Source organism: Chromobacterium rhizoryzae (assembly GCF_020544465.1).
GTDB lineage: Bacteria > Pseudomonadota > Gammaproteobacteria > Burkholderiales > Chromobacteriaceae > Chromobacterium.
This window is the reverse complement of record NZ_CP066126.1, coordinates 4,555,928-4,580,398: the sequence shown is the minus strand read 5'-3', so window position 1 is coordinate 4,580,398 and position 24,471 is coordinate 4,555,928. Positions and strand designations below refer to the sequence as shown.

18 protein-coding genes, 1 tRNA gene and 1 pseudogene are annotated in these 24,471 nt (G+C 59.1%); 6 read left to right on the top strand and 14 right to left on the bottom strand.

What is annotated here, in order from left to right; genetic code table 11:
* Positions 1-300 precede the first annotated feature (300 nt).
* The 6 genes from JC616_RS20905 to JC616_RS20880 all read right to left on the bottom strand — a co-directional run bounded on the left by JC616_RS20905 (position 301) and on the right by JC616_RS20880 (position 10,950).
* On the bottom strand, positions 301-1,086 hold the full coding sequence (locus JC616_RS20905) for a hypothetical protein (protein WP_227105234.1): 786 nt from the start codon (positions 1,084-1,086) through the stop codon (positions 301-303).
* A 350-nt stretch (positions 1,087-1,436) separates the two neighbouring features.
* Positions 1,437-3,095: a HEPN domain-containing protein gene (locus tag JC616_RS20900; RefSeq protein ID WP_227105233.1), complete on the bottom strand. Its 1,659-nt coding sequence runs from the start codon at positions 3,093-3,095 to the stop codon at positions 1,437-1,439.
* Between the two features lie 257 nt (positions 3,096-3,352).
* Positions 3,353-4,966 (bottom strand): GGDEF domain-containing protein, encoded by a 1,614-nt coding sequence (locus JC616_RS20895; protein WP_227105232.1) that lies wholly within the window; start codon positions 4,964-4,966, stop codon positions 3,353-3,355.
* A gap of 297 nt (positions 4,967-5,263) precedes the next feature.
* The gene (locus JC616_RS20890) at positions 5,264-6,664 is read right to left on the bottom strand and encodes an efflux transporter outer membrane subunit (RefSeq protein WP_227105231.1); all 1,401 of its coding nucleotides are present in this window, start codon (positions 6,662-6,664) and stop codon (positions 5,264-5,266) included.
* Positions 6,661-9,795 carry an efflux RND transporter permease subunit gene (locus tag JC616_RS20885; RefSeq protein WP_227105229.1) on the bottom strand — a complete coding sequence of 1,045 codons (3,135 nt, stop codon included), beginning with the start codon at positions 9,793-9,795 and terminating at the stop codon, positions 6,661-6,663. Before JC616_RS20885 ends, JC616_RS20890 begins: the two co-directional genes overlap by 4 nt.
* A gap of 15 nt (positions 9,796-9,810) precedes the next feature.
* A complete protein-coding gene (locus JC616_RS20880; RefSeq protein ID WP_227105227.1) occupies positions 9,811-10,950 on the bottom strand; it encodes an efflux RND transporter periplasmic adaptor subunit in 1,140 nt (379 codons plus the stop codon).
* Positions 10,951-11,083: 133 nt separating this feature from the next.
* On the opposite strand from JC616_RS20880, the gene JC616_RS20875 reads away from it, so the two are divergent.
* A complete protein-coding gene (locus tag JC616_RS20875; protein WP_107801976.1) occupies positions 11,084-11,821 on the top strand; it encodes a response regulator in 738 nt (245 codons plus the stop codon).
* Entirely contained in the window at positions 11,818-12,879 is a 1,062-nt protein-coding gene (locus JC616_RS20870; protein ID WP_107800698.1) for an ATP-binding protein, read from the top strand. The genes JC616_RS20875 and JC616_RS20870 overlap by 4 nt, the downstream gene beginning before the upstream one ends.
* Here the strand turns inward: JC616_RS20870 and JC616_RS20865 are convergent.
* From JC616_RS20865 to JC616_RS20855, 3 genes are read right to left on the bottom strand one after another with little or no spacing between them, the layout of a single operon-like run.
* Positions 12,876-13,328 carry a GNAT family N-acetyltransferase gene (locus tag JC616_RS20865; RefSeq protein ID WP_227105225.1) on the bottom strand — a complete coding sequence of 151 codons (453 nt, stop codon included), beginning with the start codon at positions 13,326-13,328 and terminating at the stop codon, positions 12,876-12,878. The genes JC616_RS20870 and JC616_RS20865 overlap by 4 nt on opposite strands.
* A gap of 4 nt (positions 13,329-13,332) precedes the next feature.
* Positions 13,333-13,833 carry a hypothetical protein gene (locus tag JC616_RS20860; RefSeq protein WP_107801972.1) on the bottom strand — a complete coding sequence of 167 codons (501 nt, stop codon included), beginning with the start codon at positions 13,831-13,833 and terminating at the stop codon, positions 13,333-13,335.
* A gap of 14 nt (positions 13,834-13,847) precedes the next feature.
* Positions 13,848-15,380: an MFS transporter gene (locus JC616_RS20855; protein WP_227105223.1), complete on the bottom strand. Its 1,533-nt coding sequence runs from the start codon at positions 15,378-15,380 to the stop codon at positions 13,848-13,850.
* A gap of 84 nt (positions 15,381-15,464) precedes the next feature.
* On the opposite strand from JC616_RS20855, the gene JC616_RS20850 reads away from it, so the two are divergent.
* Positions 15,465-16,427, top strand: coding sequence for a LysR family transcriptional regulator (locus tag JC616_RS20850; protein WP_227105221.1), 963 nt, complete (start codon positions 15,465-15,467; stop codon positions 16,425-16,427).
* Positions 16,428-16,850: 423 nt separating this feature from the next.
* On the opposite strand, the gene JC616_RS20845 is transcribed toward JC616_RS20850, so the two are convergent.
* The 4 genes from JC616_RS20845 to JC616_RS20830 form a co-directional block, all read right to left on the bottom strand.
* The gene (locus tag JC616_RS20845) at positions 16,851-17,837 is read right to left on the bottom strand and encodes a caspase family protein (RefSeq protein WP_227105219.1); all 987 of its coding nucleotides are present in this window, start codon (positions 17,835-17,837) and stop codon (positions 16,851-16,853) included.
* Entirely contained in the window at positions 17,834-18,247 is a 414-nt protein-coding gene (locus tag JC616_RS20840; RefSeq protein WP_227105217.1) for a TIR domain-containing protein, read from the bottom strand. Before JC616_RS20840 ends, JC616_RS20845 begins: the two co-directional genes overlap by 4 nt.
* Before the next feature lie 131 nt (positions 18,248-18,378).
* On the bottom strand, positions 18,379-19,560 hold the full coding sequence (locus tag JC616_RS20835; protein ID WP_227105215.1) for a toll/interleukin-1 receptor domain-containing protein: 1,182 nt from the start codon (positions 19,558-19,560) through the stop codon (positions 18,379-18,381).
* Between the two features lie 87 nt (positions 19,561-19,647).
* On the bottom strand, positions 19,648-20,217 hold the full coding sequence (locus tag JC616_RS20830; RefSeq protein ID WP_227105214.1) for a hypothetical protein: 570 nt from the start codon (positions 20,215-20,217) through the stop codon (positions 19,648-19,650).
* A 485-nt stretch (positions 20,218-20,702) separates the two neighbouring features.
* On the opposite strand from JC616_RS20830, the pseudogene JC616_RS24635 reads away from it, so the two are divergent.
* A pseudogene (locus JC616_RS24635) lies at positions 20,703-21,320 on the top strand (integron integrase).
* Between the two features lie 1,116 nt (positions 21,321-22,436).
* Here the strand turns inward: JC616_RS24635 and JC616_RS20820 are convergent.
* A tRNA-Arg gene (locus tag JC616_RS20820) sits at positions 22,437-22,503 on the bottom strand.
* A 182-nt stretch (positions 22,504-22,685) separates the two neighbouring features.
* On the opposite strand from JC616_RS20820, the gene JC616_RS20815 reads away from it, so the two are divergent.
* Together JC616_RS20815 and JC616_RS20810 are read left to right on the top strand one after the other, a co-directional pair.
* Complete coding sequence (locus tag JC616_RS20815; RefSeq protein ID WP_227105212.1) at positions 22,686-23,993, top strand: tyrosine-type recombinase/integrase; 1,308 nt, start codon at positions 22,686-22,688, stop codon at positions 23,991-23,993.
* Positions 23,994-24,258: 265 nt separating this feature from the next.
* Positions 24,259-24,456 carry a hypothetical protein gene (locus tag JC616_RS20810; RefSeq protein WP_166454032.1) on the top strand — a complete coding sequence of 66 codons (198 nt, stop codon included), beginning with the start codon at positions 24,259-24,261 and terminating at the stop codon, positions 24,454-24,456.
* Positions 24,457-24,471 lie beyond the last annotated feature (15 nt).

The window sequence follows — 24,471 nt, the reverse complement described above, 5'->3', positions numbered from 1 at the left end:
GCCAAAGCGGACTGTTGTGTCTGCGGGAAAGTCAGTTTTGGGTTTGCAAGCCCTGCGCCGTGTGATTGAGCACGACGCGGGATCAAGCCTAAACAGGCTGGGAGGGGGCGTCAAGGGTGGGGGAGGTGAGGCAGGGGATGGCTCTTCGGCTGAAGTGAGCCGCTTAGTTATAGTCAGGGTATATCCCAGAGCAGAAGCCCCCAATTCTGGTGTGCAAAGCTGGAGAGGATATTTGTCATAAATGGTATTGGAGAGCAGAGGGGTACATTTTCAATGCCCATGTGTTATAGCCTTGAAAGGCTATTTCCCTTGGTTAAGTTTTGCATTGCTCTCCATTAAGAGTTCTGATTGTTTAATGATAGCAGCAGCCTTCTCGAGAGAGTCCGAGTCGGTGTCGTCACCTTTTAATATTTTTTGTAATTCTACGAGTAAGTTATTTTCAAGTTCATCTAGTAAATGGTGGAATATGCTATGGCCGAATCTTTCGATTTTTTCTATTCGGTGTGGGAGTGCTATCTTTATGAGATTTTTGACATTGTTTGTGTTGATGATTTCTTTTAAATTTATGCCGTCCTTAAGCATGTGGAGTCGTATTAATGCATCGGCAATTATGGCCTGGTACGCAGTGTAGTAGGCCCATGCTAATGGTGATATAAATGGCCTAGCTTGTTGAGCTTGATTGATCGGAAGATTGTTTAAATCTATTTTGCTAAATGCTGAAAATATTTCACGAAATTTTGGGTTTTTTTCTGCTTCCTCTAGTGCCTCTTCAAATTTTATTGTTGCTATCCATGTTGATGCTGATTTTGCTGGTTCAAGTGAAATGATTGCGCCCCATACTTGTTCTATTGCTGCTAACTGTCGTTGAAAAATTGCTGTCTGGCGAGTTGTAATGCCAGATAGAGTTCCGTTCCGTAGAGCATCAATTTGAGAGGATTTGCTCTGGATGTCTGCCTTTAGGTTTTCTAATTTTTTATCGTACTCATGTTTTACGGAGTTAGTCAGTCTTGTGATGATTAGGCTGCGTGAAAGCCATAAAATAATGGCGAAAAATATGTTTGTTGATATGGCTGCTATCCATTCCATGTTGAATTTCCCATTTATTTAAAGTGTGTAAAATTTGCTTGATAGTGAATGTTGATATTTTATAATGAGTTGGTTTCTGCTTGTGGAGCGATGAGGGGAGTATAAACAACGTCTATGATAAGTGCTTCAGAAGATGGTTGTGCAAAATAGCTTGTTAGTGGCTGGTTGTGACCGAGATCTGTCATATGTCAATGATGAGTTTTTAACGCTGAAAATGACTGCATAATAGTTGATGGAATTATGCTTAAAAGACGAGGCTAATTGTTTTGAGCGGTAGACTCCCTGTGTCCTTGGTTCTCATGCATGACTATGTAGTGATATGTTTTATTTGAATGGGTGTTGTGTAAATATTAAGCTCTGTCAATGAAGTAGGCGTGAAATAGCTCCAGTCGCTCAGAGTCACATTCTATGTATGCGTGGTCCCATATTTTAATTTTTTCTATGCTTTTACCAAATATTTCTGCTACAGGAATTATGCCAGAGATGCCTTTGTCTAGCCAGGTTTTAAGGGCTGTAACATGCTCCTCGGTGTACTCAATAAATCCATTGTTATCAACCCAGAAGCAGCTATTTATTTTTATCCCACTTTTTTGAGAAATATTGTCAAATTGTTCTTTTGAAACATTGAAAAATCCGGCAGTTTTAGTGGCCCTTGCAAGTTCTACTCTATTGATGTCTGAGCGTCGGTGTAGCTGACTATGGTTTCTTAAGCACGCTAAGAAGTCGTCATTGGTTAAGCCAAAGTCGATAAGTGACCAGTACGTTAGTAATAAAGCAATTTTGCTAACGATGGTGTCAATTTTTTCATTGCCTGTTTCAATCAGCTCTGGAGGATTTCCATGGGCGATAGCATCTCTGATTTTTTTTATTCTTCTGAAATCATCATTAGATAGGTTTATGATCGAGAGAATGTTTGGTTCTATAGTTTTTAATACGTGATCATACTTTTCCTGAAAGGATAGTTTTTTGCTGCTCATAAAAAAATCTGTAATTACGGTAAAAACAGAATTTTCTTGCTCAGCAGTTAACGGTGGGGAAATAGCTTGCAGTGCGGTGTAAAATTTTGTGTTCTTGATGTCCTCAGATTTGGCTTTTTTCTTTTTTACCTCAGTTGTGCACTGGTGAACATATTTATCTAGTAGGCTGACATATCCGAGTGCTTTGTACTCCCAAAAACCCTCATAGTGCTGCATTCCTGCAAGGCGAACCCACAATATTTCTCTAAACTCTGATTTGTAATAATTCTCAATAATAGTTTGCCAGCGTCCATCGAGAAGTGACTTGGGGGTGAAGTATTCAAGCCGGGTTCTTTCTAGAGTGCTCTGTTCTTTTTTTTGGATTGATGGGAAAAAAACATGGCGCTTGTTGTTGTCGTTGTCGACCACTTGAATGCTAACCAAATATATTGGAATGGCTGCTAATATGGAGAGGAGTGTCGCTAGTTCATGAGATTTTTTTTTGATGTCTTTGATGGAAAAAAATTCATCAATTAGTTCAAAAGTAAAAACTATGTGCTCGTGTATGATGTGGTCTTCGCCAGACTTTTTAACTCGTACAACAGGTTCGCTGAATAAATTATAAGTATGTTCATCTGAAGTTATGGTTGCCGATATGTTTTGATTGCAGTCTATGTCCTGTAAGTTTGATTTGATTTTCTCTTCGATACTACGAAGTGGAGTAAACCATTCACTGATATCGTTAAATCTAATACCTATGCTCTTAAACTTCGCTTTCACATCACCCGCAATGACATAGTCAATGGACATGTGGTGCCCAACAACGGAGCAGTCAAAAAGAGTAAACTTTTCACCAATTTTTGAGATGGCTTGCAAGCGATCAAATTTCTTCCCGTCACCTAGCTGACTATAGGTCTGCCAATTTTCGAAACGAAGCTGTGGCCAATGATTCGCTCCAAACAGCAAGGTGGCCTCGCCTAGATCCCCCATGTCGCTACTGAAAACCTGCACCACGTAACTATATTGTTCTGAAAAAATTATTTCGAGAGCCATGGAATTAAATGTGAGTAAGAGTTTATTAATGTGGGGTTGGTTGGTGTTTTGGTGATTTTAGCGAGCCATAATAAACTTTATGTATCTAGCTCCTAAATATTACCTTTAATACGTGGCTCAGTTCCTTGATCTGATTACGTGCCCAAGCTGAAAGTAGCCTACATCCGTGATAACAAATATCAGGCCCCATTATTTTAGCGCAATGGCATTGCGTTTCTTTGTGGTCACTATGCGCTTGCGCTAAGAACTACTCCCCCTCACCCCGCCCCCTCCACCCGATTCCGCCCATTCGCCTTGGCCCGATACAAGGCCTCGTCCGCACGCTGGACGATGGTTTCGTGGGTGGCGTCGTCGTCGCGCGCGGTGGCCGCGCCTATGCTGACGGTGACGACGCCGGCCACGGTGTCGGAGGCGGCGGACACCGCGGCGCGCACCCGTTCGGCCAGCACCAGCGCGCCTTCGGCGTCGGTGTCCGGCAGCAGAAGCAGAAACTCCTCGCCGCCGTAGCGGGCGGTGAAGTCCGTGGCGCGGGCCGCGCCGTTCAGGGCGGCGGCGATCTGTTGCAGCACCTGGTCGCCCACCGCGTGGCCGTGGTTGTCGTTGACGCGTTTGAAGTGGTCGGCGTCCAGCAGCAGCACGGAGTAGGGCGCGCGGCTGCGGTGATAGCGCTGGTATTCCGCCGTCAGCCATTCCGTGGCGGCCATGCGGTTGCCCAGGCCGGTCAGCGCGTCGTGGCGCGCCATCTGCTCCAGTTGCGCCGCTCTTTCCTCCAATTGGCGTTTGGCTTGGCTCAGCGCTTCCGTGCGTTCCTCCACTTTTTGTTCCAGGCCGGCGTTGGCGGCGGCCAGCTCGCCGCGGCGCGCCAGCAGGGCGGCGGTCATCTGCCGCATGGCCTGGGCCAGTTGTTGCAGTTCGCGGGCGCCGCTGCGCAAGCTCCAGTCCGCTTCTTCGTCGCCGGCGCTGACGCGCTGGGCGGTGCGGGCCAGGGTTTCCAGCGGGCGGCTGAAGGCGGCGGCCAGCCGGTAGACCACGATCATCAGCAGCAGGGTGATGATCAAGCCGGGCAGGGTCAGCGCGGAGCGCAGCCGGCTGAGGGCGGCGAAGGCTTGCGGCGGCGGCTGGCGGACGATGACGCGCCAGCCGGGGCCGGGGGCGTCGTCTATCGCGGCGTCGGCGTAGAGGTAGGTTTCGCCATCCGCCCAGTCGCCTTGTTGGTAGCCGGGGCCGCTCAGCGGCGCGGGCATGTCCGCCTGGTCCGGCGCGCCGGGCGGGAACAGCGGGGCGTTGTTCTGGTTGACGATGAAGACTTGGGGCGCGTCCCCGGCGCTGCCGCGCGGCAGGCGGTCGGCGATCAGCGTCGCCACCCAGGCCCAGGCGCTTTGGGCGGCCAGCGCGCCGCGCAGCTTGCCGGCTTCGTCATGCAGCGGGGCGGCGAATTCAATGCGGGGAGACGGCGCCTTGCCGCTGGCGGAGACGATGCGGCCGTCCGGCGCGATCACGCCCAGCCAGGCGTAGTCCGGGTTGTGCAGCCTGATGTGTTCCAGGCCGCCGCGCAGCGCCGGGCTGTCCAGCGGGGCGCTGAGGAAGACCGGGGTTTGGGTGTGCAGGGCGAGTTCTCGACGCCTTTGGCTGAGGCCGGCGGCCAGGGATTTGGCGATGCCGCGCGCGGTGGCCTGCAAGGCTTCGCCCTTGTCTTGCAGCAGGCCCTGGTTCAGTTGCGGCTCCAGCGCGGTGTCCAGCAGGGAGGCGAGCAGGAACAGGCCGCCGAACAGCAGGCTGAGCCGCAGCCGGAAACTGCGCGGCGAGAGCTGGGAGAGAAGCTTCATCTTGGTGCGGCCAATGGGGTGGTACAGCTTTATGTTTGTATCCACGGGCGCGGGATTGCAAGGCGGGAGGCGGGGTAAAAAGAGCGCGGCCAGCGTGGGCCGCGCGAAAGGAGGGGATGGGGGTGTGCGGTAAGCGGCGCTGAGAACCTGTTTACGATCTGCTGCGCGTCGTGGAGCGTTACACGGTGAGTACAGCTTCGAAATGCTGATGTACCCCGCGTACATTCCGCTTTCTCAGCGGTTTTCGCCTAGCTCGCGAGATCGCAAACACGTTCTGAGAGCGGCCAACAAAATCCCTGAGGCAAGGCGCGCCGACGCAGCATCAGGGGTTTTTCGCCGTTCTTACTTTTCGGTGAGGCCGCCGCCCAGCGCCTTGTACAGCGCAATGGCGTTGCTCAGTTCGCCGCGGCGCAGGTCCAGCAGCCCTTGTTGGGCGGCGTAGAGTTGGCGTTGGGCGTCCAGCAGTTCCAGCCGGCCGTCCACGCCGGCGCGGTAGCGCTGGCCGGAGAGGTCGGCGCGGCGCTCGGCGCTGGCCACCGCGCGCGCCTGGGCGTCTATCTGGCGGCTGAAGGTTTCGCGGCCGGCCAGGCCGTCGGCCACTTCGCGGAAGGCGATCTGGATGGCGCGTTCGTATTCGGCCACGGCGCTGGATTTGCGCACTTCCGCCAGCCGCAGTTCGGCGCGCAGCCGGCCGCCCTGGAACAGCGGGATGTTGATTTGCGGCGCAAAGCTCCATACGTGTTGGCCGCCGTCGAACAGATTGCGCAGGCCGGGGCTGAGGAAGCCGGCGGAGGTGCTCAGCGACAGCCGCGGGAAGAAGGCGGCGCGCGCGGCGCCGATGTCGGCGTTGGCGGCTTCCAGTTGTTGTTCGGCTTGCAGGATGTCCGGGCGGCGGAACAGCAGTTCCGAGGGCAGGCCGGCGGCCAGCCGGGTCACCACCGGCTGGCGGTCCAGCGGCAGCGGCTCGGGCAGGTCTTCTGGCGGTTCCGCGCCCAGCAGCAGGCGCAGCGCGTTGCGCGCCTGGTCCGCGGCGCGGGCGCGGGCTTCCAGGTCGGCGTCGGCGCTGGCCACTTGGCCTTCGGCCTGGGCCACGTCCAGGCCGCCGGCCTGTTGCGCGTCCTTGAGCCGGCGCGCCAGCGCCAGCGATTGCCGCCAGTCTGCCTGGGTGCGTTCCGCCAGCGCCAGTTGTTCGCGCGCCAGCCGTTCCGCGAAGTAGGCGTCCGCCACCGCGCCCACCAGGGCGATCTGGGCGGCGCGGCGGCCGTGATCGGTGGCCAGGTAGCGGGCGAAGGCGGCGTCGGACAGCGCGCGCACGCGGCCGAACAGGTCAATCTCAAACGCGCTGACGCCCACGTTGACGCCGTACTGGTTTTGCACGGCGGCCGGGGTGAACGGATCGGTTTCGCGGTTGGCCGGGCTGCGCTGGCGGTTGAGGCCGGCGCCGGCGTCCACGGACGGCAGCCGCGCGGCGCGCTGGATGCCGTATTGGGCTTCGGCGGCTTCCACGTTGAGAGCGGCCAGGCGCAGGTCGCGGTTATTGCGCAGCGCCAGGTCTATCAGGCTTTGCAGCCGGCGGTCGCCGAACATGGCGCGCCAGCCCAGGTCGGCGGCGTTGGCGTTGGCATCGTCCGCGGCCGCCGTGGCGTAACGGGCCGGCACCGGCGGCTCCGGCTTGCGCAGCGGCTGGGTCAGCGAGCAGGCGGAGACGCTTAGGGCCAGGGCCAGAGGGAGGAGCGCTTTCATGATTCAACTTTCTGTTCCGCGGCCGGACGCGGCTTGCGCCAGTTGGCGATGCGCGCTTGCGCGCTCATCACGACCACGAAGAATACGGGTACGAAGAAGATGGCCAGCACGGTGGCGGTGACCATGCCGCCGAACACGCCGGTGCCGATGGCGTTCTGGGTTTCGGCGCTGGCGCCGGTGGCCAGCATCAGCGGCAGCACGCCCAGGCCGAAGGCCAGCGAGGTCATCAGGATGGGGCGCAGCCGCAGCCGGGAGGCTTGCACCGCGGCGTCCACCAGGCTCTTGCCTTCTTCATGCAGTTGTTTGGCGAACTCGATGATCAGGATGGCGTTCTTGGCGGACAGGCCAATCACGGTGATCAGGCCCACTTTGAAGAACACGTCGTTGGGCATGCCGCGCAGCATGACCGCGCCGATGGCGCCGATCAGGCCCAGCGGCACCACCAGCATCACGGACAGCGGGATGGCCCAGCTTTCGTACAGCGCGGCCAGCACCAGGAACACCACGATCATGGACAGCGCCATCAGCATGGGGGCCTGGGCCGCGGATTGGCGTTCCTGTAGCGATTGGCCGGTCCAGGCCAGGGCGAAGCCGGGCGGCAGTTGTGTGGCCAGCCGTTCCATCTCGGCCATGGCCGCGCCGCTGGAGTAGCCGGGCGCGGCGCCGCCGGAGAGGCGGGCGGACGGGTAGCCCTGGAAGCGCACCAGTTGCAGCGGGGTTTCGGACCAGGCCGGGCGCACCACTTCGGACAGCGGCACCATGCCGCCGCTGGCGTTGCGCACGTAGAGCTTGAGCACATTGTCCAGCTGCATGCGCGCCGGCGCGTCGGCCTGGATGATGACTTGCTGCATGCGGCCGGCGTGCGGGAAGTCGTTGACGTAGGTGGAGCCCATGGCGGTGGACAGGGTGTCGCTGACGCTGTTGAAGGACACGCCCAGCGCCTCGGCCTTTTGCCGGTCTATGTCCAGGCGCACGCTGGTGCCGGCCGGCAGGCTGTCCGGGTAGACGCCCTGGACGATCTTGCTGCGGGAGGCCAGTTCCAGCAATTGGGCTTCGGCCGCTTTGAGCGCGGCGTGGCCCTGGTTGGCGCGGTCTTGCAGCCGCAGGCTGAAGCCGGAGCTGGTGCCCAGTTCGTCGATGGCCGGCGGCAGCAGGCTCATCGCCGCGCCTTCCGTGGCGGCGGACAGGCGATGTTGGGCGCGCATGGCTTCTTCCACGGTGCTGCTGTCGCCGCGTTGTTTCCAGTCTTTGAGCACGGCGAAGTTCAGCGCCGCGTTGGGGCCGGAGCCGGAGAAGCCGTAGCCGATGATGGAGATGCTGGACTGGAGCGCAGGGCGCGTCGCCAGATGGTCATCGAGCGTTTTAACCACGTCGCGGGTGCGCTCGACGGTGGCGTCCGCGGGCAAGAGAAAGCTGGTCATGAAATAGCCCTGGTCTTCTTCCGGCAGGAAGGAGGAGGGCAGCGCCTTGAAGCCGGCGGCCAGCGCGCCGGAGATGGCCAGGAACAGCAGCATCACGCGGCCGGCGCGGCCTATCAGCCGGCCTACGCGGGTTTCATACCAGGCGGTGAGTTGGGCGAAGCGGCGGTTGAACCAGCCGAAGAAGCCGCGCTTTTCATGGTGTCCCTGCGGGATGGGCTTGAGCATGGTGGCGCACAGCGCCGGGGTCAGCGTCAGCGCCAGCAGCGCGGAGAACAGGATGGCCACGGCCATGGACAGGGAAAACTGTTGGTAGATCACGCCCACGGAGCCGCTGGACAGGGCCATGGGGATGAAGACGGCGGTGAGCACCAGGGTGATGCCGACGATGGCGCCGGTGATTTCCTTCATGGCTTTGGAGGTGGCGTCCCGCGGGGACAGGCCTTCTTCCGCCATCAGCCGTTCCACGTTTTCCACCACCACGATGGCGTCGTCCACGATGATGCCGATGGCCAGCACCATGCCGAACATGGTCAGCACATTGATGGAGAAGCCGGTGGCCAGCATCACGGCGAAGGTGCCCAGCATGGCCACCGGGGCGACGATGGCCGGAATCAGGGTGTAACGCGCGTTTTGCAGGAACAGATACATCACCAGGAAGACCAGCACCATGGCTTCCAGCAGGGTGTGGATCACTTTTTCGATGGAGATCTTGACGAAGGGCGCGGTGTCGAAGGGCACGGAGTAGCTGATGCCGGCCGGCATGGAGGTGCTCAGCTCGGCCAGCCGCGCCCGCACCGCTTCCGCGGTTTTGACCGCGTTGGCGCCCGGCGCCAGTTGCACGCCGGCGAAGGAGGCGGGCTTGCCGTTTTCGCGGCTGACGAAGCTATAGCCCTGGGAGCCTATCTCCACCCGCGCCACGTCGCCCAGCACCACTTTGGAGCCGTTGGCGTTGGCGCGCAGCACGATGGCGGCGAACTCTTCCGGCGCGGTCAGTTGGCCTTGCACGGTGAGCGGCACGGTGACGCGCTGGCCGGGCAGGGCGGGCGCGGCGCCCAGGCTGCCGGGGGCGATCTGGACGTTTTGCTGGGCGATGGCGGCGGTGAGCTCGCTCATGGACAGGCCGTAGGTGATCAGTTTGGCCGGGTCCACCCAGACGCGCATCGCTTGTTCCGTGCCGAACTGTTGGACGCGGCCCACGCCTTCGATGCGGCGCAGTTCTTCGGCGATATTGCGCGACAGGTAGTCGCTGAGCGCGCCTTCGTCGAAGCGGCCGCTGTCCGAGCGCAGGCCGATCAGCATCAGGAAGCCGGAGGAGGCGGATTCCACCATCACGCCGTTCTGGCGCACCGGGGCGGGCAGCCGCGGCTCCACCGCCTTGAGTTTGTTCTGCACGTCCACCTGGGCCAGCTCCGGGTCCGTGCCCGGCTTGAAGGTGACGGTGATCTGGGCGATGCCGGAGGTATCGGCCGAGGATTCGAAATACAGCAGGTTCTTGACGCCGGACAGCTCGCGCTCGATCAGGCTGAGCACGCCGTCGCTCATGGTCTGCGGCGTGGCGCCGGGGTAGCTGGCGGTGATGGTGACCGAGGGCGGCGCCACCGAGGGGTAACGCGCGATCGGCAGCTGTGGGATGGCGATCACCCCCAGCAGAATGATGAACAGGGCGATCACCCAGGCGAACACCGGGCGGCGGATGAAGAATTGAGACATGGCGGCTTCCTTCGATCAGCGCTTGGCCGCGGGCGCGGCTTCGCTGGCGGCCACCACGGCGCCGTCGGCGAGGCGTTCCATGCCCTCGACCACGACTTTCTGCCCGGCGCGCAGGCCGGAGCGGATGCGGTATTGGCGGTTGGCCAGTTCGCCCAGCTCCACCACGTTCAGCCGGGCCTGGTTCTTGGCGTCCACGGTCCACAGCTGGGTTTTGCCGCCGATGCGCACCACGGCCTGCTGCGGCACGGTCAGCGCCGCCGCGTAGCTGGCGCGCGGCACGCGGGCGCGGACGAACATGCCGGGCAGCAGCCGCCGCTCGGGGTTGTCCACCAGTACGCGCAAGAGCACGTCGCCGGTGCCGGCGTCCACGTTGACGCCGGAGAACAGGATGCGGCCGTTGAGGCCGTAGGGCGCGCCGTCGTCGCGCAGGATGGACACCGGCAGGCCGCCGCCGGCGCTGTCCGGCTGGGCGGCCAGGCTTTGGCGCACGGCTTCCAGCGCCGCCGCCGGCTGGCGCACGTCCACGTACACCTGGTCTATCTGTTGGATGCGGGCCATCGGGGCGCCGTCGGCGCCGCCCACCAGCGCGCCCTCGGTGACCAGGGCCTGGTCGATGCGGCCGGAGATGGGCGCTTCCACGCGGGAGAATTTCAGGTCCAGCTGGCGGCGGGCCAGCGCGGCGCGCGCCTGGGCCACGTCCGCGGCGGCCTGATCGCGCTGGGACGCGGCGTCGTCGTAAACCTGGCGGCTGACGGCGTCGGTTTCCACCAGCGGCTTGAGGCGGGCGGTTTGCACCCGCGCGCGCGCCAGCGCGGCCTCGGCGCGTTGCAGCGCGGCGGCGGCGGTGTCCACTTCCGCCTTGAACGGCGCCGGGTTGATCTGGAACAGCGGCTGGCCGGCGCGCACCTCGGTGCCTTGCTCAAATTGCCGGCGCAGCACAATGCCGCTGACCTGGGGGCGGATTTCCGCCACCCGCACCGCGGCCACGCGGCCGGGCAGGTCTTCGCTCAGCTTGAGCGGGGCCGGGGCCGCGCTGAGGGTGCGCACCGGGATCGCCGGCGGCGGCGCTTGGGTCTCGGCTTGTCCGCAGGCGCTCAGCAGCGCCGCCGCCAGCAGGCAGCAGCCGCCGTAGAGGCTGGCTCGTTTACTCTTCATTTCCACTCCAATCAGGCTTGGGCGGCGGGCCGCCCGTAAAAAATATGCGGCAGTATGCCGGGGCCGGATGGGGTTTTTCGTGTGGTAGCATGGAGATTCGATGGAGATGCAAACAGGATGCGAAATCGGCGCCATGACTCAGACAATGCGACCGTCCGGCGGGGCTCAAGACCGTCAGGCCTTGATCCTCGTCGCTGAAGACGAACCCGAGATCGCGGAGATTCTCACCGCCTATCTGACCCGCAGCGGCATGCGCTGCGCGCACGCGGCGGACGGCCGGCAGGCGCTGGAGCTGCATCTGTCGCTGAAGCCGGATCTGGTCTTGCTGGACGTGCAGATGCCGCGGGCCGACGGCTGGCAGGTGTTGGCGGAAATCCGCCACCGCGGCGACACGCCGGTGATCATGCTGACGGCGCTGGACCAGGACATCGACAAGCTGATGGGCTTGCGCATCGGCGCGGACGACTACGTGGTCAAACCCTTCAATCCCGCCGAGGTGGTGGCGCGCACGCAGGCGGTGCTGCGCCGCTCCATGTCCGGCGCGCGTCAGGCGGAGCCGCGCGTGCTGCGCGCGGAGCCGTTCGAGATCGATCTGGAAAACCACGAAGTGGCGGTGCAGGCCGGCAAGCAGCGCCATGTGCTGACGCTGACGCTGACCGAATTCAAACTGTTGGCGCAACTGGCGCGCGCGCCGCGGCGGGTGTTCAGCCGCGCGGAGCTGCTGGCCGCCTGCCTGCCGGAAGGCGACGCCTTGGAGCGCACCGTGGACAGCCACATCAGCAAGCTGCGCAAGAAGCTGGAGGAGTGCGGCGTGGACGGCGTGCCGGTGGGCGTGCGCGGCGTGGGTTACAAGCTGTGGGGCGCGGAATGAGGCTGGAGGGGCTGAGCCGGCAGATCGCGCTGTCGATGGCGACGATGGCCTTCTGCGTGACGGTGCTGGTGGTGGTGACCGGCTTCACTTTCTACTATGTGGCGATGACTTACTGGCCGGTGCATTTTGAGACGCCGGGCTGGAAGATGACGATGCCGGAGTGGGTGTGGCTGCTGTCCAGCACCGTGGCGGGCCTGGCGCTGTCGGTGGTGATGGGCCTGCGTCTGGCGCGCCGCATCCTGGTGCCGCTCAACTCGGTGGCGGAGGGCATACGCCGCGTGGCTCAGGGCGATCTGGACGCGCGCGCGGCGGCCGGGGACCGTTCGCTGCGCGAGGCGGCGGCGCTGGCCGACGATTTCAACGCGCTGGCGGACCAGTTGCAGCGCATGACCAAGGAGCAGGCGTTCTGGAACGCCGCCATCGCCCATGAGCTGCGCACCCCGGTCACGGTGCTGCGCGGACGGCTGCAAGGGCTGGCGGAAGGGGTGTTCACCCCGGACGAGAACCAGTTCCGCCGGCTGCTGGCCCAGGTGGAGAGCCTGGCGCATCTGATCGAGGATTTGCGCGTGATCAGTCTGGCGGAAAGCGGGCATCTGGACATAGAGATGCGAGACACCGATCTGGCCGCCGAAGTGCGCGCGGTGGTGGAGGTGTTCGAGGACGCCTTGTTGGCGGCCGGCTTGCAGGCTGTGCTGGATCTGGACGAGCGTCCGGCGCATTGCGATCCGGTGCGCATCCGCCAGGCGCTGCTGGCCTTGCTGGACAATGCGCGCCGCTACGCCCAACCCGGCCTGGTGCGGGTGCGGCTGCGCATGGAGGACGGCCTGTGCAGCTTGCGGGTGGAGGACGAGGGGCCGGGCATTCCAGACGATTTCGCGCCGCACGCCTTCGAGGCCTTCCGCCGCGCGGACGCGGCGCGGCAAAGCGGCAAGGGCGGCAGCGGCCTGGGGCTGGCGGTGGTGGCCGCCATCGCGCTGGCTCACGGCGGCGAGGCCCGTTGCAGCCGCGTGGGCGGCGGCAGCCGCTTTGAGCTGAGCTGGCCGCAGCCGGCGTCTTAACCGGCTGGGCGCGCAGCCCGCTTCATGAACACAAGCTCCGGGTCGCCGTCGTCCAGATTGTCGATGCGTCCGCTTTCCCGGAAGCCCAGCTTGTCCAGCAAGCGCCGCATCGGCAGATTGGATTCATTGGCGGAGGTGAACAGCTTGTCGCCCGCGCATCGCCGTTCAAACTCCGCCATCAAGGCGCTGGCCACGCCGCGGCCTCTGGCGGTTTCCGTCACCATCAGCAGCGGGATGAAGCGCTGCTGAAAGAAGGAGCGGTCCAGAATGCCGTAGCCCAGCGCCTCCTCGGCCTCGGCCAGCCAGCAGCTTTGCGCGGCGATGGCCTCGCCCAGCATCCTGCGTCGGGCGGGGTCCCGCTGCGCGATGGCGTCGACGCCGATCAGGGCCGGCAGGTCCGCCGCTTGCGCGGCTCGTATCTTGATATCCAGTTTGAGCATGGCTTGCATGTGGTCATCCCGCGCCCGCTTTCAAGGCCGCGTTGATGGTTTTCCACTGCCGGGCGGCGCCGGCGATGAAGAGCAGCAGCAGGACGCCGGTGGCGATCTGGAGGGCGGGCGCGTCGGGGCTGGACAAGAGGGGATGGCCCAAGGGCAGCCGGGTGGAGGTTTCCGTGACGGCCGGAATCCAATGGAACAGGAAGGTGGCGGACAAGCCGACGGCGGACGCATGGGCGGCCTTGCCGCCGAAAAGGCCCTTGAACTCCGCCAGCAGCGCCAGCAGCAGGACGACCAGCGTGATCAGGGCCAAGGCGTGCGGCTTGCCGAAGCCGCCGTGCTGAAAAATGCCCAGGGCGGTGACGCAGCTGATCACGGTGCCGATCACATAAGCCTGGCCCAGGCGATTGCGCGGGCTGATCCTGCCGTCGCGCCACAGCGCGATGGCGCCGAAAGCGACCGCCAGCAGGCTGACGGCGGTATGAAAGATCCCCAGCGGGGTGAGTCCATATAGCATTTGGATCTCCTTGCTCATAAAGGCTTGGATGCGGCCGGGCCGGAGTCTTGCCGGCCCAGGCTTTGCTGCCACAGCACTATCACTATAAGACCTATGGCCATCACGCATTCCAGCCGGAAGAAATCCAGGCAGGACAGCAATTGCGATTGCTGCGTCAGTTGCCCCGCCAGCACGGCCATTCTTTGTTTGGCGCTCAGCTCCGGCAAGGCTTGCTGCAATTGGTCCAGCGCGGCGTTGAACGCCGGGTTGAGCACGCTGAAGCCCTCGGACAGGCGCTGGTAGTGCAAGGCGTTGCGCGCTTGCAGAAACACTGTACTGGCGGCCACCCCCATGGACAGCGACAGCTGACGGACGATGTTCTTGGTCTGGTAGGCGCGGGCGAAGTCGGGTTGATCGATATGGCTGAAGGTGGCCTGCGCCACCGCCATGATGAACAGGGACATGAAGCCGCCGTTGCAGATCAGGATGCTTACGATCAGGCTGGCCGGCGCGTTTTGATTGAGGCCGGACATCAACACGCCGTAGAGCAGCAGCAGGCAGCAGGCCGCCGCCATCATGGCGCGCACGCCGCGCGCCCGGCGCTTGAGCAATAAAAAGGCGTAGAGCGTGGAAAACAGGATGCCGGCGACAAAGCTCACCGACAGCAAGCGCCCGGTCGTCGGCAGGTCAAAGCCCAGCGCCTGCTGCGCCATCACCGGCAGGATGTAGCTGTTGGCGGAAACCAGCAGATAGCAGCAGCTGTAAAAGCCCAGGCCGGCCAGGTAGCGCAGCTGGAGCAGGGCTTTCTTGCGCAGCGGGCGCCGCTGGCGGTGGTATTGCCAGCCCCAGCCGGCCAGCAAGGCCAGCGCGAGGATGGCCAGCAGCCATTCGGGCCGGGAGAAGAAATCGTAGGGCAGCTGTTGAATCAGCCATTGCAGCGCCAGCACGCCGACAATCATGCATAGGAAGGCGCGCGAGCCCTGGGTATGCGGATGGGCCGGTTCCGCCCGCTGGCTCAGCAGCCGGGTGGCCGGCCAGGCCAGCGCCAGCGCCGGCAGCACGGCGAAGAAAATCCAGCGCCAGTCCTGGCGGCTGATCAGTTCCGCGCCCAGCAGCGGGCCGCTGGCGGAGCCCAGCATCAGCGCATAGCCGAAACAGAGCAGGCCCAGCATCTTGCTCTTGTCCGTCAGCGCGTTCACCTCCACCCGCGCCGCGGTGAAGAAGGCTGCTCCGCCCAGGCCTTGCAGCGCCCGGCCCAGTATCAGCTGGCTGGGACCATTGGCGAAACCGCAGGTCAGCGCGCCAACGCCGAACACGATGATGGACAGGCGGATATAACGCCGCATGCCCAGACGGCGGCTCAGCCATTCGTGCTGCAACAGCACCAGAACGGCGGCGCTGGCGTAAGCCATGGCCGCATAGCTGAACTCCTCCGGCGCGGCGCCCACGCCGCCCATCACCTGGCTGGAGGCGAAGTTGAGCAGGCCGTTCTGGAAGAACTCCAGACAGGCGATCAGCATGATGGAAATCAGATACCAGGGCGTGGCTTGCGTGCGTTCGGCGTTCATGGGCTCGGGACTCGGGAGGGTGTCCCCATTATCGGAGCCGGCTATAATTCAATAAAATCGATTGTTTACATGGCATTTATCGAAATGACTGATATAGATGCGGTCTGGCTGCGCCGCCTGGATCTCAACAATATGGTGGCCTTGCACACGCTGCTGAGCACGCGCAGCGTCAGCCAGAGCGCGCGGCTGCTGTGCCTGGGGCAGCCGGCGGTCAGCCATCTGCTCAAGCAGCTGCGGGAGCAGTTGCAGGACGCCTTGCTGTACCGGCACGGCCAGCGCATGATGCCCACCCCGTTCGCCGAGGCCTTGCTGCCTGAATTGGAAGCCTGGCTGGGCGCCGGCGAGCGCCTGTTCCGGCAGCGGCCCGTGGACCTGGAAACAGTGGAAAGAACGGTGCGGCTGGCCTTGCCGGACGCGCTGGAAGCCGCCTTGCTGCCCGGTTTGCTCGGGGCTTGCCGCGAGCGGGCGCCGGGCCTGAGCGTGGATGTGGCGGCCTTGTCCGCCGCTCAGGCGCTGGCGGCGCTGGAGTCGGCGCAGATTGATTACGCCGTCGGCTACTTTCCCTTCCCCACGCCCCGGCTGGAACGCCAGACCCTGCTGCGCAGCGGCTTCGCCTGCCTCTATCACCGCGAACAGCTGCAATTGCCGGCCGTGGTGGGCGCGGAGGAAGTGGCGGCCTGGCCGCATGTCTACACCTCTTACATCGGCGAAGCGCTCAGCCTGATAGACCATTACCTGCAACTGCGCGGCTTGCAGCGCCGCGTCCTGGCGCGCGCCGCCAGCCTGCTGGCCATCCCGCCGATACTGGTGGCGGTGCCGGCGGTGGCGGTGCTGCCCTCCGTGGTCTGCGCCATCGTCGGCCGGCATCAGGCGGGCATGGCGCGCGCGCAGATAGACGAGCCGAGCTTGCGGATCGATGTGGAGTTGTTATGGCATCCCAGGGTGAACGACGATCCGGTGCACCAATTCGTGAGGACCGAACTGGCCGGGCTGTGCGCGGGCGGCCGGATCGCGCCGGACGGCGCTGAGGGGGAGGACATGGCGTAAAAAATGCCGCACCGTTGGCCGGTCGCGGCTTTTTTTGATCTGCGGCGCTTGCTGCTTTGCAAGCAGAGGTGGCGCCCCGACAGGGATTGAGTTTACATTTTAACAATCTGTTTTTATTTGATATTTATTGTTGGTTTTTTTAGTGGTGCCCCCGTATGTGCCCCCTGGAAAGAATTTTGCATGGTTGAGTGACGACTTCTGGCCCAAAGAGCCATTCGATACCAGTGTGGCTAGGGCTCCTTTTCGGCCGAAGCGGACACTGAGGGCACTTGGCTGGGCAGTCCGCTCCTGACCCTAAGCAGTCGGTGCCCTCATGAAAAAGCGGACACTAACGTTGGAGTTCAGCGGCTGGTGAAAAGCGCAGCTTTTTACCAGCCCGCTGGAACGACTTGTTATGCCATTTTCGCTGGCAAGGTGGGTGTTTTATATGAGCCCCTTTGCTGCTAAGCGTCGGTAGTGCTCTCCAAGCGCGGTTAGACGAATAGTCTTGCTTTCCATCGCAACGTGCCACATATGCGGCGCGTTTTCAGGAACCGCAAGCCCCACGCGGTTGTACCTCTGAAGGATTTTGAAAATCGCGTTGTGATCAGGGTTCGGAGCGGGAATACCTTGCGGATTTGTGGCCCAAGACTCATGCCTCTCAGGCTCATAGCTTGGGTCAAGTTGGAATTGAAAGCCGGAAGCCGGGAAAAACTCTGAAATCCGACGAAGCTCCGCGAGCTCTAATGGCGGCTGAACTTTCCTCAAGGAGACAAATCGTGTGACATTTGTTTTGAAGACTGGTCTTTGTGCCCACGGCCCAAGCGACTGATCAACATGCGCATAGACACCGCCAGGTGTTACGTCTCCTACAAGGTTTGCGGCAGCGCCGCCGAGCGCATCTACCAGTAAGCTGGTAAAGACGCCGGCACCATTTTCCTCTGTTGCATATTGTTCCGCGGTAGAGGCAGTAAGAATGGTCACCCCATCGCTGATCTCGGCAACCTTTTGCTGCAACGCGTTGCCTCCAGCTACACCGCTGTAACAGCTATCAAGAATGATCACCCGGTTTTGAATCTTCGATTGATTTGCCATGGTCATGATTTCGGCCAATGGCACGCCATCGTTTCCAGTCTTCACGTCCGAAGAGCAAAGGTAGCCTCCTGTTGTTTCGATGTGGCCATGGCCTGCGAAATACAGTAGTGAAACTTCACCATCCCCTGCAAAAAGGGTTTCGATGGCCTGTCGAAGTTCGTCACGTCCAACTGGGTCAGTTGGGCCTGTGGCAGTCAGATGCTTCACACCAAAATTCACCGAGCCATCCGCGTGCCGATCAAGCATGGCTTTGACAGCGAATGAATCATTTACGCAGCCATAGAGCGGCGAAACATTTGTGTAGTAGTCAATTCCGACAACGAGTGCTTTTCTCACTTTTTATTCTTCTCTTCCGTCATCATTTGATCGACAGCGGAAGCGATTTTTTCCCAGTCCCAGCTGATAGTTATAATGCGCTGAAGTCCATCAGGTAAGTTGCTAGAAGTATTTGCGCCATCAACATAAACACCAAAGACGGGAACATCTTGGTCTTTTGCCATTTTTATTTCCTTGGCAACGCCAGTAGCGCTCGCCATGGTTTTTCCGACCAAGACGATCAGCATGTTGCATTTGTTGATCTTGTCTTTAACTATAGATTCCCACTGTGACTGGGGCATTGCCGATTTTGCCGACCAGTCCTGAATTGAGAACGGGGTCTTTGAATTCTTTGCTTGGCCTACGAATAAATTTTTCTCGGTTTCATTGTGGTCAAAGTCGAAGCTAATGAATGCTCTTGGGTCTGCCATTTCTCTCTCCTTGCTCTATGTAGATGAATGTTGATTGCAGAAGGCATAACGTAGAGCTAACCGGCGCTGCTCGGCTTTATCGCGCAGCGTCCTGCGACCAAAGGGAACGGGGTTGAGCGCCATGTTAGATTTTAATAACGCTCGCGTTTTGGTAGTTTTAGAACCGCTGCCGCGAGATCCTCCACTGTGCATTCGCCCTTGAGAATTCCGTTCAGAATCTCTACTCGAACTCTATCAAAACGGTTGTTGTTTATTGGCGAATCGAACGGAGCAATTATAAGGTTGTAAGGAGTTAAGTACTTGACCACCAGCTCGGCCTCGCCGTTAAGGTCGACAACCTTTCCTTCAATAACTGCCGCATCGTCATCATATTCGGAACGAGTAATTGGTGTTCCATGAAACACGGCAAATTCCTCGCGTGCATACCCCCAATAATTAACCTGTTTTTCAATGATGGAATGATCATAAAGACCAGATGGCGCAGAGGGGGTTGTCTTGATGTATACAAACTGTTGGTAGTAGTCGCCTGCATTAACGGCTGCAATTTCTTCAATTACAAGCTCTTGGTAATCTAGCTGAACAGTATCTGAGGCGATAGCCGTAAACGAATCAATTTGTAAATCCCCTGTTCGCCACCACCATATCGGCTGACCATCTGAAAAAACAATGGGTTCTCGCATCAATAAACAAAGTCGCTCCACTGCCTCTTCCGGTTTTTTAAACCATTGGATTCCGCGAATTCCTGGGAACGCGCTACTGAAGCGACGACTAAAGAATACAGTGCTACTTTCGCCGCGCAGCGAAGGAGCCTTCACTTCCTCGGAGGATGGAATTAGTGGGTTTTTCCCTAGGGTGGGCTTCGGCTTTAAGGGTATGCCATAAAGCTCATGGAGCAAGTTTTTGAAATTTTCTTCAAATTTTTCTTCGTCCGAAAAATCTATATATGTTCGACCGCCTAAGCAAATTGGTGTTTTAACTTTCTCTGATACGTTCTTGATGCATGGAATAAATTTCGTGGTGTCTTGGTCGGCAAACAGCTCCGCGGTAAGAATGTTTTTTTCATAACCAACGCCGCCTAAACCTCCGTTGGACTTTTTGTTGTAGTTGTCGGTGCAAATAACTAGGACTCTGTCTGAGTTTGTTAGGCCAGCCTCCATGAATCGCATGAGGTTGGAACCTAGTTGCAAATCCCATTGATCAAGAAGTGTTTCAACACCACTTTCGATTAGTTTGCATGCGATTTTATATACCCATTCTTTATGCTCATCACTGTCATGGGAATACGAAATAAATACTTGCGGGCTTGTTGTCATGGCGGAGCAACCATAGAGATTCGAAAAATCTAACGTGGAGCTAACCGGCCTGCGCGGCTTTTTGCGCAGGTCCGGTTGAGCGCAGGGCTAAATGCCATATGTATTGAACTCTACCAGCGCACCAATTCTTCTTAGGTAGTCTTCACCGAGAAGCATTGGATGGTAGCGAAGCCCATGATTGAGTTCGTCCGCGTGGGCGGCTATTACTCCACCAAGCCCATCTTTCATCTTATTTACCACCGCAAAGCTGGTTGGCAAGGACAAATCAATAATCTCTGCGCTTGGCAGAGTAAGCCACGCATGTATGTTTAGCTGTGGCCCCTGGATTCCCGTTTGAAGAAGCCGCAAAAGATCGGATTCCGATTGCCTGAACATATAGCTTGGCGGGGTGTGCACATATCCGATGGTGTATAGGATTGGCACGCCAAAGAATTCTTCCAGTGGTTCCTTGAGACGCCAATGAAGGGATAAGCATTGGGCTACAACGGCTTCCAGGCCAAGATCTCCAACGGCATCACGAACCGCGTAGGGAAATTGTTCGTGGCGTTCCGGCGTGAGAAGGCGCTCGCACGTGGATGAGATTTCTGGGCATGTGAGGCCGAAACGGATGGTTCGCTGCTGGGCTTCTAGGATTTCGGCGGAGTATGATTTGGTCATGGAGTCTAGCGTGAAATATACACCTTTGCAGGTGTATATTTGGTTTGTCTATGTGTATAACTAGGTATGATATGTGCATTTCTCATTGTTTTACAAGCCACTGGGGTTGCCAATGCCTGAAAGTACACAGCCAGATGGGACCGCCTCGCCACGTTTGCTCGATGTGTTGCGCGAGACGCTGCGAGTCAGACATTACAGCCTGCGCACCGAGCAGCAATACGTCAATTGAGTACGGCGCTTTTTGCGCTTTCACCATCATCAGCACCCTCGCGAGATGGGGGGCTGCGGAGGTCAGTAGCTTTCTCACCCATCTGGCCGTTGAAGGTCAGGTGTCTGCATCCACGCAAAATTAGGCATTGGCTGCGCTTCTGTTTCTCGATCGTGATGTGCTGATGCTGAACTTGCCCTGACTAGATGAAGTTGTTTGGGCCTGGCCGTCCAGGCATCTGCCAGTCGTTCTGACGTGACAGGAGGTCGCGGCACTGTTGGCGCAGGTCGATGGGCTGTACGCGCTGCAGCTGCGTTTGCTATACGGCACCTGCATGCGGCTGATGGAGTGCATGCGCCTGCGGGTCAAAGACATCGACTTCGGGCGTGGCGAAATTCTGATCCGCGATGGCAAGGGGGCGAAAGACAGAGTGACAATGTTGTCCCAGAGCCTGGTGGCACCACTACAGACCTATCTGCAGCGGCGGCGCGCCATCCATGAGGCAGACTTGCAGGCCGGCATGGCTGATGTGTTTTTACCCGATGCGCTGGCATGAAAATACCCGCATGCCGGGCAGGAATGGGGTTGGCAATATGTGTTTGTCACCACTGGCTATGTGAGCGACCCGCGCGCTGGCGCACAACGGCGGCACCATCAGGATGAAAAGCTACTGCAGCGAGCGATGAAGCGGGCGGTAACTGCTGCCGGGATTGCCAAGCTGGCCACACCGCATACGCTACGCCACAGCTTTGCCTTCCATCTGCTTGAATCTGGCTACGATATTCGCACGGTGCAGGAGCTACTGGGCCACGCGGATGTCAGCACCACGATGATTTATACCCATGTATTGGACAAGGGAGGCCGGGGAGTAGGCGGTCCGCTGGATAGCCTGTGAGCGCATTATGTGTCGTGCCGGAAAGCACGCGACGATATTCTTTAATGTCGGCTTTGCTGCAACTAGCTGCCAATGATATCGATGCTATCGACAGGCAGCTTTGGCCGAATAGCAGTCACACATCATTCATCGACAATGATCACAGCCCGCAGCCGTTGGCCAAGTGATACCCCTATTTTTGCCGAGTCTCAGCCAGGCACACACACCTAAATTCCCCCCGAAACCGTGGATCAGCCCCTAAATCTTTGTCCTGTAACGGCTTTTCATCCACGGTGTTGTCCACGGTCTATCCCCCCGATTCCGTAGATGCCGCATAAACTTCAATAAAATCAATGCCATGAAGGGAAGGGCGAATCCACCATTTCCACGACTTCCGCTGGCAAACCCGTGGATTAATTTTTAAGCAGCGCTCCGAAACCGTGGATGGCCCCTGTCTTCCTTTTTCATGGCTTTTTATCTCTATCTCTTTGTTTTTTAAATAAGAAGAAGTACTTAGAGGCCGTAAAGGGGTAAAACCCCGATGTGGAAGAAATGGGGCAAACCGTGGAAGTGTGAGGGGAAACCGTAGATTTTGGAGGGTAAACAGTGGATGGGTTCTGCTAAACAATCAATGACTTAGCTCATGAATCGGGGGCAATCCACGGAATTTTTTTACCTACTCCCCTACCCAATGGCGCGGAAACCGGCGATTTCCGGCCGTTTTAGCTGGACTTGGTTTGTCGATGTTATGTCTGGTGTGTAAAAGGACTCTACTGTTTTGCAGTTTGAGCGGTGGAATGGGGGACCGCCCATACCAGGCAGGCTGTCGAGGGGAGGAACGGGTGGTTTAGGGCTGGATGTCCGGTGCGGCGTAGAGGCCGAGCTTTTCCAGTCGCGGCAGGATGATGGCGGTTAGGTGGCCCTGGCGGCGGCCGTGGATGGTCTTCTCGACGCCATCGGCCAGCACACCGTACTTTGCCGCAGCGGGTTCTTGAAGATGCGGCCGGTCTTCACCGGGTGAAGCCGGCGTGGCAATGACTAAGCCGGTTAGGGCGCTGAATAGGGCGCAAAAAAGCCGCGCCGTTTGCCGGTCGCGGCTTTTTTGATCTGCGGCGCTTGCTGCTTTGCAAGCAGAGGTGGCGCCCCCGACAGGAATCGAACCTGTAACTGCCCCTTAGGAGGGGGCCGTTATATCCATTTAACTATCGGGTTTCCGGGTTTCTTGCTAAGGCTTTATTTTGCTGGATTGCTTGGTTTTGTAAGGCTTTTTGAGGCTTCGGCAACTGCGATATTGCCGTGCTTTTTTGGGGTTTTCTGTGCGTTTTTGGCTGTCAGGTGATACGCTAGTGCTACGAAAAGCACTCAAGTGATACTCGGTGTAGCACCATGGCAACGATTATACCCGTCAACGGGAAGTGGCGCGCTACTGTTCGCAAGAAGGTAGACGGCAAGCTGATCCTCAATAAATCCCGGACATTCGCTTCCAAAAAGTTGGCTGAGGACTGGGCGAAAAGGCTGGAGGTCGACGTCCAGGACGACGCAGGTCTGTTGCGGTTCAAGGAACGCGATTCGTTGCGGGGGGTATTGGTAAGCGATCTGATCGAGCGATATTTCCAGTACGTTGAGCCGGTGAAACCGCTGGGGGCGACCAAGCGCAATGTGCTGGAAACTCTCCGCGACTCGAAGCTAGGCAAGCGCCCGGCCGGCGAGTTGTCGGCTCAAGACGTGTTGGAATACTGCCGCGAGCGCCAGCAGCTCTATGGCAACGGCCCTGCCACGCTCACTCAGTATGTGGGCTACCTGCGCCAAGTGCTGGAGCTGGCGCGCACGGCCTGGGGTGTGATGGTGTCGACGGTCGCCGTCGATGATGCTAAGCCGATGCTGCGCCATCTTGGCCTTGTTGGGCAGGGCGGTTCGCGCGATCGTCGTTTGGTTGGGGGCGAATATCAGCGGCTGCTCGCTTGGTTCCAGGCATATGATGCGAGCCGGGCTAAGGCGATCAGGATGGCGCCGGTGTTCCGGTTTGCCGTGGCCATTGCCATGCGCCGCGAGGAGATTTGCCGGATCCGCCGCGCCGATGTTGACCATGAGGCTAGGACCGTCATCGTTCGTGATCGGAAGGACCCGCGAAACAAGGCAGGTAATGACCAGGTGATCCCACTTCTGGGTGAGTCCTGGGCGATTGTCTTGGAGCAGCTCGAGTCTCATTCTGATGATCTTATTTTTCCGTATGATCCGATTACGGTGAGTGCGGTATTTCAGCGCGGGGCGGAAGCGCTCGGCCTCGGGGACTTGCGCTTCCATGACCTTCGCCACGAGGGCGCGTCGCTGCTTTTTGAGGCTGGGTACAGCATTGAAGAGGTGGCCTTGGTTACTGGGCACAAGAACTGGAACATGCTGCGCCGGTACACCCAACTTCGCCCGGCTTCACTTCATCACAAGCCGGCCGCCGCCAATCTGGCGGGGGCTGACGTTATGCCAAAGCAGGAGTCTCGGAAAGCGTCTACGGTTAAGCGAAAGCTCTGGGTCGTCAAAACGCCTGATGGCTACCTGCATCCTCTGGAGGATGGTATGGGGTATGTTGAGGCGGAGAGCGATGCATGGGGCTGGCCGACCGCGGCTGAGGCGCAAGACGCGCTGGAAGAGGAAGGTGGTGCCGGTCAGCTCTTACGGGTGCTGAGGCCGGTCAGCTGAATTCTGTGGTGAGTGTGCGGTAAGATCGACCATGAATTTTGCACTGCAATTTCGGCATCAAAAAAAACACATCCAATAAAAATGCTGCTTTACTAACCGCAAAAATTTGGTGTACAAAACAATCACTCCCTGCGGTGCAGGGAACTACAAGAACAATCATTGGTTCTCACTCTCATGACTTTTAGCTCCAGCCACTTGGCTGGATTTCTTGTCGCCCTATGATATGTAGAGTAGAATCGTTCGATTTTTCGTAACGGACAGGATCATGAAACCGTTTGTGAAACACAACTTCACCCGAGATCAGGTGTTGCGTGCGAACGAAGCCATGAACCGCGGTGACACAAGCACCCTCCAAAAAAGCGCGCCTGTTGTCAGCCGTGTCCTTGGTGATACCCGTTCGACTGCCGCAGAACTCAACCAGGCGTTCGATGCCGCTCAACGTAGTCTGGCTAAGGCCATCTAGATGCATTGTTCCATG